The organism is Halobaculum sp. MBLA0147 (assembly GCF_041361345.1).
Classification (GTDB): domain Archaea; phylum Halobacteriota; class Halobacteria; order Halobacteriales; family Haloferacaceae; genus JAHENP01.
On record NZ_JBGKAD010000005.1, the window covers coordinates 193,336 to 205,201 of the forward strand.

General features: G+C 55.5%; 10 protein-coding genes. 6 read left to right on the plus strand and 4 right to left on the minus strand.

Annotated features, from left to right (window positions below):
* Window positions 1-27 precede the first annotated feature (27 nt).
* Window positions 28-738, minus strand: coding sequence for a hypothetical protein (locus tag RYH80_RS19710; protein WP_370905828.1), 711 nt, complete (start codon window positions 736-738; stop codon window positions 28-30).
* Between the two features lie 116 nt (window positions 739-854).
* Between RYH80_RS19710 and RYH80_RS19715 the strand changes: the two genes are divergently transcribed.
* Window positions 855-1,661, plus strand: a complete 807-nt coding sequence (locus RYH80_RS19715; RefSeq protein WP_370905830.1) for a transcriptional regulator TbsP domain-containing protein — start codon at window positions 855-857, stop codon at window positions 1,659-1,661.
* Window positions 1,662-1,710: 49 nt separating this feature from the next.
* On the opposite strand, the gene RYH80_RS19720 is transcribed toward RYH80_RS19715, so the two are convergent.
* Both RYH80_RS19720 and RYH80_RS19725 read right to left on the minus strand, forming a co-directional pair.
* Complete coding sequence (locus tag RYH80_RS19720; protein WP_370905832.1) at window positions 1,711-3,942, minus strand: hypothetical protein; 2,232 nt, start codon at window positions 3,940-3,942, stop codon at window positions 1,711-1,713.
* An 83-nt stretch (window positions 3,943-4,025) separates the two neighbouring features.
* Window positions 4,026-5,069, minus strand: a complete 1,044-nt coding sequence (locus RYH80_RS19725) for a hypothetical protein (RefSeq protein ID WP_370905834.1) — start codon at window positions 5,067-5,069, stop codon at window positions 4,026-4,028.
* Between the two features lie 403 nt (window positions 5,070-5,472).
* Here RYH80_RS19725 and RYH80_RS19730 point away from each other — a divergent pair, with 403 nt between their 5' ends.
* The 5 genes from RYH80_RS19730 to RYH80_RS19750 all read left to right on the plus strand — a co-directional run bounded on the left by RYH80_RS19730 (window position 5,473) and on the right by RYH80_RS19750 (window position 10,306).
* Window positions 5,473-6,450 carry a cytochrome P450 gene (locus RYH80_RS19730; protein ID WP_370905835.1) on the plus strand — a complete coding sequence of 326 codons (978 nt, stop codon included), beginning with the start codon at window positions 5,473-5,475 and terminating at the stop codon, window positions 6,448-6,450.
* Between the two features lie 70 nt (window positions 6,451-6,520).
* On the plus strand, window positions 6,521-7,792 hold the full coding sequence (locus tag RYH80_RS19735) for an RNA-guided endonuclease InsQ/TnpB family protein (protein WP_370905837.1): 1,272 nt from the start codon (window positions 6,521-6,523) through the stop codon (window positions 7,790-7,792).
* A 47-nt stretch (window positions 7,793-7,839) separates the two neighbouring features.
* Window positions 7,840-8,208, plus strand: a complete 369-nt coding sequence (locus RYH80_RS19740) for a cytochrome P450 (protein WP_370905864.1) — start codon at window positions 7,840-7,842, stop codon at window positions 8,206-8,208.
* 192 nt (window positions 8,209-8,400) lie between these two features.
* The gene (locus tag RYH80_RS19745; protein WP_370905838.1) at window positions 8,401-9,204 is read left to right on the plus strand and encodes a transcriptional regulator TbsP domain-containing protein; all 804 of its coding nucleotides are present in this window, start codon (window positions 8,401-8,403) and stop codon (window positions 9,202-9,204) included.
* A gap of 217 nt (window positions 9,205-9,421) precedes the next feature.
* Window positions 9,422-10,306, plus strand: coding sequence for an NAD(P)H-binding protein (locus RYH80_RS19750; RefSeq protein ID WP_370905839.1), 885 nt, complete (start codon window positions 9,422-9,424; stop codon window positions 10,304-10,306).
* Window positions 10,307-10,370: 64 nt separating this feature from the next.
* Here the strand turns inward: RYH80_RS19750 and RYH80_RS19755 are convergent, their stop codons facing one another.
* Entirely contained in the window at window positions 10,371-11,852 is a 1,482-nt protein-coding gene (locus tag RYH80_RS19755; protein WP_370905840.1) for a lipopolysaccharide biosynthesis protein, read from the minus strand.
* Window positions 11,853-11,866: the final 14 nt, after the last annotated feature.

An 11,866-nucleotide genomic window follows, 5' to 3' on the forward strand; every position in this document is an offset into this window, starting at 1 on the left:
AGGAACTATCGTGCCAACCGGTACGTGTCACTCAGACGGGTTGTATACCTGTGTGTTTGATCCACCATCGTCTCCCGAGGACGGGCCATCCTCAACGGGGGCTCCACATGCTGGACAGTAGTTTTCTCCGCCGGTGAGAGAGTCACCACACGCCGAACATGTGCCGTCGGTCCCTTCTTGCAGCGGGTGATCAATCTGCGTGCTGTCCGTCACGGTTTCTGTCCAGTCCGGTTCTGGGACGGGTATTTCCTCGGCCGGCACAACGGCGCCGTCGTCTGTCCAATCACCACCGAGTCCGAGAGCATCAATTCGCTCTCTCACTGTCTCGAAGGCAGCCACCGCCGCCTTGGCTTGGGGGGCGTCGACGGTCGCTAGCACACCCGACCCGAAGACGACAACAGTCAGCTCTGGCTCATCCAGTGTGTACACGAGTCCGGGGAATGTATCTGGCTGGTATCGGACGCTCTCGAGTCCGAGGCCGATCGCGACGGCATTAAGATTGAGTGTTGAGCCAGTATGTGTGAATCCCGCTGTCTCGTGGTCCCCGACAGAGACGTCATCTAATCGTTCGAGGCAATTACGAACTGTCGACACTGGAATCGCGCGAGACGACATGGATGCAGTCTCGAGGCCCTCTATGATATATTGACCGGCCCGTGCCATTCGTAGGCGGAGAATCGATATACCGTGTAGTGACTCGAGATACAGAGTGAGCGCTTCAACAGGCTGAACAATCATACTATACCCAACGTACTCATACGTGCTAGTCGGATAATTACAGCAAGCTAATTGTGCTACACCATCACACTACCATCGATAATAGTAAATGTCGCAGCTTCTAACTAGTAGTTGACATGTCAGGCCACACTAATGCTGAGACGCGAGCAGACCTACTCACAACACTGTTTGCCGACTCTGACGGCGACGCACTACTTGTCGATCCACCAGCCTCGCTGTTGGCGGCACTCGGACACCTCGAGACGGACGCACTCCCAGAGACGCTGAACATCCTCGCGTGGGAGGACGTACTAAAGACAGTCCGCGATGATTTCCTCGCTGCCTCAGACCTCGCAGACCACGTTGAAGCTGGTCGTGTTGACCTGCGTGTTCTCACGGGGACCAGAGAGACGACAGTGTTTGCGACTGAAACGACACTCTCTGCCATCCTCGATACCGAACAGCTCCGGCCCATCGCAATCCCCGCAGGCGACGACACCGTCATCGCCGATGTCTACGCAACTTACCAGGACCGGTTCGACGAGGCTGAGTCATTCAGTCTTCGCACGCCGGGGCGCACACGAGCAATGGAACGGCTCGGTGCTGATGTGAGTGAGGCCGTCCGCGACGACTTCGAGGCCGTACTCGCCACGCTTGAGGAGGTGAGCGACGACACGATTGATGCTGTGACGCTCTCACTGCTCGTCGCAGCTCGCAACGAGGCCCAACTCTACAATATCTCGAAGTGGGGCGAGGATACGGGTGTTGCCTCGAAAGCGACTTTCTCCCGGACGAAAACGAACATCGAGGATACCGGTCTTGTCACAACAGAGAAGGTGCCAATCGATGTCGGCCGCCCCCGGCTTCGACTCCTCTTGGCCGATGATGAATTAGCGAGTACTGATATTGCTGACTTCGCGACCGTGGCTCGAGAAAAACTGTAGGCGATCGAGGCCGCCTCACTGGACTCCAATATCGTGGTGTAACACCCTGTCAGTCGTCGCTGAAGTGAGCGATGATGCCTTCTGCCCAATGAAGGGTCCCCTCGTATATCACTGGACCGTGGTGCCCGTCCATATACTCTGGGAGTGCGGCGGTATCGAGCGTGTACTCGCGTGTGGTCCCGAACAAGTGCGAGAGATCGTCACGGGTTTCGTTGGGATCATAGATATTTCCGCCGCAGATCCACGGTGCGCTCTGCTCGACCGTCATCGTGACCGTTCCATCACCGTTCTCTGAGAGAAATATCCCAATGGGGACGATCGAGTTGTTCTGTGTCAGGACGTGTGTCCCATCACCGACGACAGCGTAGTCCTTCGGCATCATTGCCTGGCCGCGAGCGTATGCTAACGCCCGCTGGATACAGAAGCCGTTCATGATTAGGTGCGCAAATGCGGCTCCAACCCGGACGGCATCCTCGTTGAGGATATCACGAAATGTGACCACACCGCCGACACTCCCTCGTTCGACGAGTGTTCGGCCGACCGGAAACGACCCACAGGCGTTCAAGACGAACGTCTGGGCATTCGACGTACTGATCGAGTCGCCACGAAACGCGCCGTCACGACAGACGAGACCGTCGTCACTGTGGTGTCCGATGAAGTGCACCAAATCGGTCTTGGTCTTGAACGTGCGGGCGAGCTCTGACACAGAAAGGCTCTGTTTGAGCGTCAGGTTCACGTCCAACCCGGCAGCTTCGGATTCGTACTGACTGGTGATCGCAGTCGTTTCACGCTCGAATACACCACTCCCTCTACCGGCGTCATCTGGCGGTGTTGTGTTTGCAACGACAGTGACTGCCAGTTCTGCATCCGGTTCTTCGATGTACTTGCTGCGATTTCGATACGCTTCAGGCAGTGCTGTGAATGCGCCAAGCGGAACACCATCACCAAGCCATCCGTGTGTCCGTCCGCTCTCATACTCGGGCTCGACAAGATCGACCGTCGAGATGTCACTGCTCGTCTGTCTCAGCTGCACGTCAGCCTCCGTCGTTACATCGGACGGGGTCGGCGACTGCTCTGGCGTCAATGACGACTCGGGCCCTGTAGATCGCGGTTCAAATCCTGACTCTGGGCGCCAGACTGTTGACTGTGTGGGGTACTCTGGCGCCGACGCACGTTCGAGCCAGGCTGCTTCCGTCAGGGTCGTCGATCGCGGTGTGACAAAAAATGGCACGTTCGCGACGAAGTGGGGAATGGTTTCCAGCGTCTGGTAGTCTGCCGGTAAGTGCATCGTCAGATGCCACGGTGGAAAAACATCTGCAACCGATTCGAACTGGCTGTCGAGATACTGTTTGACGCGTGTCGCAAGCGGTGCCTCGTATAGCTGCTCAATATCAAGGTTGAGTACGTCTACCTCCGTGAGAACGGATAAGTGGTCTTCGTGTGGGCCTGCGGTCCGTGCCACACAATCGAGATAGAACACCCGCTTGAGCAGCTTCGCAATCGCTGTCTCGTACGCCTGTCCAGTCCCGAGCTGAACGCGCCGATCTGCAACCGTGAGGTGGGGATCACAACCTGTCTGTGTGTGCACGTCGGCACCGAGATAGTACACAAGCGATGCACTCGGGAGTAGGTACGCAAGATCCGGTGGGACCGTCAACTCGATGCCTGTCTCTGGTGTCTCATCAGCAACGGCCGACGGAATTCGCGTCTCCGCACCGAACGTGATCTGCGGAGGGGCAGTCCGCATCGTGGGCCACGTCCGGTCAGGTGTCGTTGTTTCAGCCCCGGCAGCCAGTGTGGTGAGTCCCCTCGCAACTGCCGCAGGTGTCTTTTCAAGCTGAATACTCTCATCACCGTCATCGATCCGGCTCTCAAACGCGAGCTCGATCGGTCGCTCACGCCCAAACTCAATTCGCGTCTGGTCTGGCTCTGTATCGTGGAATCGGACGGGGCCGTCGACGCGAATGAACATCCGGATGTTCGCATCGACTCGGATCACGTACGCCGATGAGTCCAACTCGATAAATCCATCATAGTTGAATTCCGTCCGACTTCCCCCATCGAGTGGAATTGCGGTGAGGCGAACAGTAGGGACTGTCAAGCCGCTCGTGGTTCCAGAAATTGTCAGTGTCGGATCCGACGGTCCAGTTGTCAGGTTCGCAAGTGCTGCTGCAACCGACGGTGGATCGGTACAGTCGCTCCATCCATCTGTGATAACCTGTAGGACCCTCTTCGCTGCATCGTGAACCTGAAACTCATCTGTATTCCACGTGATCCTCACGAACCGTATATGTCAATTGGGTTGGTATCAATATTATGTACTCGTCAGATTCTCGGACTACCTTATATTATGACAGGGGCGTGTTAGTTCTCGAAAGACCGTCTTACGGTACTAATGAAACTATTACCCCGTCTGTTGACGCTGATCACTGCTGGCCAGAGAGAATCCCATTCGATTGCGGCAGGTAACCCCTGCTGTAAGTACTGGCCAATCCGTGGTACTGAGTCGAAGACGACGATAGGAGTGGCTGAGACACCGAACTCAAGCTCAAACAGCCCGGCTTTTGCGAGAGCGTGCCCAACCCCATGAGCGTATGCTGCGTCAGGAGAGGTACCGTGCTTTCGGAATTCTATCACATACACCTCAGACGCATCACTGGCGACTGCAACTGCATCAGCTCGGATGGGGGTAGTGGATGAACCTCCCATGCTGTCACGAGAAACCCTCACGCTGGGATAAATAGAGGTTTGACTGTGATCGAGTGAAAGTCCGAGCAACATTGATCGCTTCTCATCTGACTGGAGCACCTGTGATCGATTCGCTATGGACGTTGTCAAGTCCCGTTCGGTAGGATCCACTGCGTGGTCAGGGGCAGAGTTGAGGGTCCAAGCTGGCTGGTCAGATGTGACTTCGTTCCACTTGTCGTCAAGGAGCTCAACAGTCACATCTAGATATTCAGATGCGCGGACGAGTGGTCCTGCTTCATCGTGCAGTGCCGTCACCGCAACACGCAGGTTGAAGTCTTCAACCGGTTTTTTGATCTGTCGCTGATCCACGCTTGACCGGTGAACCGAATCAATAGTAGTACCGTCTGCTGCCAGGTCGCTACCTGCTTCGAATTGTTGTCGGAGAAACTCTCGGTCGTGGTCAAACAGACGTGCAGACGTGTACAGTTGTCCAAACAACGAATAGTTTAGACGCTCACTACAAGCTATCAGAGCCTCAGATTCTGGCTGAGATTGATACAGATCAATGTGGCCGTAGGGACGCTGTGGCTGTTCATCACTACTTCTGTCTGTGTCGCTCAAGTTCGGAGAGATTCCAACTGGAATATTAGACTGGAACTCATCCTCTTTGTATTGTGAGTATGATTCACAGATGCTTTGACCGTCAACCGTTTCTGGCATTCAATACACCAAGGGAATAGCGAGACATCTATGTATTGTAATATTGTTGACTGTAACAGCCAACATTAGACTATGCCTGATGTTTTAGCCTGCGATTCTTCATTCAGTACACTTAGGTACTGTTTAATACGCTATGTTATGCGTGGGTTGTGTCATCGAGTGTTGGCTTCCTCCCCGACCTCAAGGGTCGGGGCATCTGCCTCGTATCGCCGGTGAACACGTCGGAGTATATCCGACTGGTCGAGGTGAGCATATACGGTATCAGCACAGACCTGCACACTGACTTTTCCATGGAGGACCGGCATTGAGTGAGTCACTTAGCCACTGTGTGTGTCGTGACCCGGCAACGAAGCTGTGCCACGGAACCAATATATTTGTGAGTAGGCCGCTAGTTGATTGGTAAATGTCACAGACGAATCAACGACCGCCGACACCACGTGGACTACCGCTTCTTGGAAATACGATTGACTTCGTTCGTGATCCGTTGGGGTTCGTCCGCGAGTCTGTCGCGGACACTGGCGATGTATTTCGCATGCAGCTGCTCGGGAAGGATGTGTATATTTTGGCCCACCCAGAGTATGTCGAAACCGCGCTGTTGGATCGAGATACGTTTGTCAAGCTGGATGATTTCAAAATCGCCTTTGGAGACGCACTACTCTCAGTCCATGGTGACCAGTGGCAGCGTCAGCGTCACGCGATGGAGGAATTCTTCTCGCCGGCTCGAATCGCCGAGCATGCAGAGACGATGACGAGTGTCGCTGCTGCGCGGATCGCCGACTGGGGGAATGAGGAACACATCCAAATCGATCAGCTGATGCAGGCAATCGCACTTGAGAATCTCTTTGAGGTGGTTCTCGGTCATTCAGTGTCCGAGCCACAACTCACTGAACTCGTCGAGACAGCAAACACACTCAACCTCTGGTTCAAGCCATCCTCGTGGGCTCTTCCTGAATGGCTCCCAACCCCGGCACGGCGACGGTTTCAGCGTGGGTCCGCAGAGTTCCGCAGCATCGCACAGACCTTGCTGTCCGATGGGGAGACAAAAGATGCCGACGAGAGTCTGCTTGCCCGACTCGCAGCACTGCGTGATGCGCCAGACTCAGAATTCACCGAGTCGGAGGTGCTCGATCAAGTTGTCGGGATGGTGTTTGCCGGCCACGAGACAACCGCGCTCACTATGGCGTATGCGCTTCATCAGATCGGCTCACATCCGACTGTTGCAGAGCGGGTGTACGCTGAACTCGACGCCGTAATTGACGGGCAACCAACACCTGCTGATCTCCGACAGCTCGAGTACCTGGATCAGGTTCTCAACGAGACTTTTCGACTCTATACTAGAAGAACAAGGGCGAGTACCCCGACTCACCGTGGTCGGGGGTGAAGCCCGACACTTCGCCAACCTACTAACCGCAGTCAATACCTTTACAGGACCGCAGTACCATAATTTACTTATGAAGAAGTCGCTGACCAAAACACTCGTCTTCCAACTTGCCCCCGACGAGTCTGGTCAGCAACTTCTGGACGACGCCTTCCTCGAATCCCGTGTGGTGTACAACAAAACCATTCGCCGGGCGAAGAACGGTGACAACTGGGACGAGATTCGGCAAGACTTGGAATCCGACGCCGACCTCGTAAACAATACCGCGCAACTCGTCGTGAAGAAATCGCTTGAAGCGATGGAGAACTACTATGAGTACGACGACTACAACCAACCCAGCCACACCAAAGACGGCGCGTATCCGCTTCGCTCAAACTACGAGGAAGGCTACAACCTGTTCCTCGAAGACGACTCAATCCGCTACCGCATCAGCGCGAAACCGTACAACCCAGTGAAGGGCACGCTTCAGGGGTCGGTAGCCGCCCTCGAACAACTCCGAACGTCCATCGAGTCCGAGACGTGGCGAGTTGGGACGGCGGAAGCGATGAAACGGAACGGCAACTACGAACTCCACATTAACATCACTCACACCGAGGCTGAAGTTCGAGACAAACAGGACTCACGCACAGTTGTTGGGGTGGACATCAACGAAGACTGCGTTGCACTCGCTGTACTTCACGAAGACGACATCGTTGACTCGGTGGTCATCGACTACCCAGAAATAAAGGAAAAACGGCATCGGTACTTCACGATGCGGAAACGGATGCAGAACAACGGGAAGTCATCGTTTGACCGAGCGTTCGGGCACCAAGAAGAACGATTCGTCCACGACCAACTCCACAAAGTCTCTCGGCAAGTCGTGGAGTGGGTGTCACGGTTCGAGAAGCCTGTCATCGTCTTTGAAGACCTCAAAGAGATGCGGGAGAGTATCGACTATGGCACCCGGATGAACCGTCGCCTTCACTCGCTCCCGTTCCGTAAACTTCGGGAGTTCATCACGTACAAAGCTGCATTCCAAGGTATCCCGTCCGACGAAATCAACCCTGAATATACGAGTCAGTCGTGTTCGCTCACCGAGTGTAAGCATACAACTCGTGCAAACCGGAACAAGAAGCGATTCAAGTGCGTGAAGTGTGGGCGACAAGACCACGCCGACCGGAATGCGGCCATCAACGTCGCCAAGAAAGGCTTGGAAAAACTGAATCGAGATGTGCCTGCTCTCAAGACGCTTCCCAACGTGCGGAAGATGCGACGGCAGGCATCGGGCTGTGTGAACCAGCCGACCGTGACCCACGACACCGCTACAGGCCACCAAGCCGATGGTGTCGCGGGTGTGTTAGACTAATCCACGGGAAACCACGGGCCACCGCGCCCGTTGTAGTTCACCCACCGATTCATGCGATTCCTCGCATGACGACTGAACGGGTTGATGTCGGAGATTACACACTGCCGGCAGAGATTCCGGTCTTGTGTAGTGTGTGGAGTCTGCATCGTGATCCACGCTTCTGGGACAAGCCGCTTCAGTTCGATCCAAGCCGGTGGGCCGATACTGATCCACGGGATCGCGGATATGCGTTTATCCCGTTCGGTGGCGGGCCACGAATCTGTATTGGCCGCCACTTTGCGCAACTAGAGGCAAAAGCGACGCTCGCGACGCTTTGCAACCAGTATCGCGTCACCGCACCGGATGATCTTGTCGTATCACCAAAAATGACGACTCAACCAGCGGATCCAGTACACGCCCGGTTCACGAAACGGTGACTTTGTAACCAGGCGGGTGATACCGAACTGAGGATTCAACTAGATAGCTGTTGCTGTTGAGTTAGGATCATAGATAGCATGCCTGTGTTCTCAGAGCGTAGATGTATGGACAGTAGTGGCTTACACCAGCAAAGCTGCAACGATAATGCTAAATACACCACCCAACAAGTCAGAGGTATCATGTCGGAACATGTGACCGCTGAGACGCCGACGGACCTACTTACAAACCTCTTCACAGAGCTAGAGGGTGAAACACTCCTCGTTGACCCGTCACCTGCTCTGTTAGACGGACTTGCAAGTCTCGATACCGACGTGTTACCGGAGACGGTTCATGCACTTGTTCAAGAGGAGCCGCTCAAGGATGCACGAGATGACTTCCTCACCGCATCAAGCCTTGCGGACCATGTTGAAGCGGACCGGCTCAGCTTGCGAGTGCTGGCTGGCGCTGGTGAAACACCACTCGTTGTGACTGCAGACACACTCTATACGATAGTCAACAACGCCGCACTGGAGCCGGTTGCAATTCCTGCTGACGATGCGTCCGTCATTGGGGATGTCTTCGGCGCGTACAACGACCTATTCGAGAGTGCAGAGCAGTTTGACCTTCGGATGCCAGGGCGAGCTCGTGCACTGGATCGGTTGGAGACGGACGTTGGAACAGGGACGAAAGAGGACTTTGAGGCAATCCTTGAGAGTGTGACTGAGGTGAGCGACGATACCGTTGATGTGGTGTCACTCGCGATTCTGGTCGCCGCCCGGAACCAAGCACTTCTCTACGATATATCGAAGTGGGGTGAGGATACGGGCGTCGCCTCAAAAGCAACCTTCTCGCGAACAAAGACCAACATTGAGGATATTGATCTTCTCGACACCGAGAAGGTACCGATCGATGTGGGACGACCACGCCTTCGGCTGTTGCTCGATGATGCCGATCTGACTGATGCAGATATCGAGGCATTTGCGGATGTCGCTGAAGAGAAGCTCGCGGATATCTGATAGCACTCCTCCGATCTTCTGCACTTAATAAACATCTCTAATTGAACATATTATTTTATTTATAAACTATTCTATTGACTGAACAGATTATAAAACGCCAGGTAAATCAGGGTACTACCATCACTTCCACGCTGTGGGGCTGTGAGAATACTTGATCAGCATATCGTGAAACGCTGTGAGCCGAACACCCTTCCCACCACGGTGCATATGAGTGATAATGCGTATTCTCGTTGTCGGTGCCACTGGATTCGTTGGTCGAAGACTCGTTAAGACGCTCAACTCCGCCGGCCACGATGTCGTCGCGTTCTCTCGAAGTGTAAGCCAATCGACATTCGCTGAGGATATCGAAATCTTCGAAGGAGATCTTGAGGACCCGGCCACGCTGGACGGCCTGTGTGACGGAGTTGACGTTGCGTACTACCTGATCCACTCGCTGACAGCGGAGAACTTCGCTGACCTGGATCGGACCTATGCGCGTCGATTTCGCGAACTGGCCTCAGCCGCTGGTGTTGATCGGGTCGTCTATCTGAGCGGGATTAGTGGCGATGAACGCGACCTGTCGCCACATCTTGCATCTCGCCGCGAGGTTGAGTCGGTGCTTGAAGCGGGTACGTTCGATCTGACCGTACTCCGGGCAGCGATCATCGTCGGGCCTGGGAGCGCGAGTTTCCGGATCGTTGACGATCTGACCGACCGACTGCCAGTGATGACGGTCCCGAAATGGGTCCGGACGCCGTGTCAGCCGATCGGTATCGACGACGCGATCGCCTACCTCGTCGGCGTCCTTGATGTTGACGAGACTCGCGGTAGCATCTACGACATCGGCGCACCCGACGTGTGGTCATACGAGTCGCTATTGCGCGTCACCGCCGAGCAGAAGGGGAAGCGTGTGCTTATCGTGCCGGTGCCGGTGATGTCTCCCGGGCTCTCATCACACTGGCTCCGGCTCACGACGGATGTGCAGTACGCTATTGCACGGCCACTGGCTGAAAGTATGCGCCACCCAGTCACTGTTGATCCTGAACGAGACCTGCAGTCAGTCGTGCCTATCAAACAGACGTCCGTTGAGACTGCAGTCCAGCGGGCGCTCGCCGAAAAGTGACGAAAGAGTTGGTATCGAGTAATTCTCGAACATCGCCGTCGGAACCAGAAAACTGCAAGACCGCTCACGGTTCGAGTGTGGCTTTGACCCACTGCGTCCCTAACCCATAGGCACGTTGTACCGTTCGGCGTGTCTGGGGTGAGAGTGCTGTGAGGACCCCGACAAACACGATCAGACAGACGAGCGCAGCACTGATAGCAATGGATGTCAGTCCAACGCCGACACGAGAGAGGAACTGTGTCGTCGCCACAGTCGCAAGCGCGGCCGCTACGAAAGTCAGCGTAAGACGCACCACGAGTTGTGTATCACGAGGTACTCGGCCGAATGTCGTCCGACTGTAGTATGCGACCACCACGAAGATGGCGAGGTTCATCACCACGTACCCTGCTGCACCGGCGACCGCTCCATACTTTGCACCAAACACCGCCGGGATCGGTGTGGCGATAGCGAGTCCCACTACTTTCGTTAGGAAACTCAGATCTGGCCGGTTAGCGCCCTCAATTGCGTGTGACAACAGCGTCCAGAAGCCACGCAAAACGTTCACGCCACCAACTAAGAGCACTGTCGTCGAAAACACTGTAGGCACGTCTGCGAACGCAATCTGCGCGACCACATTGTGCGCACCGAGGAGGTAGCCGAACACGATGACGGTGACCCCGGTCCCACCGGTGATCGCACCGTCAAGATACGCAAATGTTGACTCGCCACTGGCGGCATCACCGCTCACTTTGCTCAACAGTGGCGCAGAAAGACGCCACGAGATCGTCGCTCCGAGATCGGCGAAGCGATCTGCTGCTTCATACACACCGACAGCTGCCGGTGTTGCCACGATGCCCAGCACCAACGTCGGCATATTGTACGAGAACCGATCGAGAATCTGGTCTGGGACACTCCACTTCGCGAAGTCCCAGGCTCGTCGGATGTGGTGACGCGTCGGCAGACGCGGGCGGACACCAAGCAGTATTAACACAGGGAGGAGCGTCACGCCACGAGCCGCTGCGACGACGAGCATGATGTCGCCGGCAGTCGAGACAAATGGATTCAGTGCGAGTAGGACTCCAAGACGGAGGGCAGACTGCCCAGCATTCAACCAGGTCTGGTAGCTCGGGTACCCGACCGCGCCAAAGAGGCTGTCTGTGACGACCGAGACAGCGGTCGACACGGCCAGGAGTGCCGCCGGGACGAGCAGCCCAGGTTCGAGGACCGTCCGCGCTGTGAGTGCGTCAAGCGCTAGCCCGGTGACAAGCCCGCCGATACTGAGATACGCAACCGTGAACAGAACGGTCACACCAAGATATGCTGCCGCATCTTCGCCGGGTTCACTACCGATTTTGTGGAGTGTCTGGCTGAGTCCACGAACTGGGCGGAGCAGCAGTGCAATCCCGATAGCTGCAAAAAAATACGTTCCAGTCGCAGCGGGGCTCGTCACCGCAGCGTAGACCACACCCGTCAGGACGTACAGAGTCGTCGAGACGATCGCACCCCCGCCTGTCCGGATGGACGAATCAAGCAGATCAATTTCGTCGCCGTCTCTGGTTTCGACCACTATCTACAGGAAGC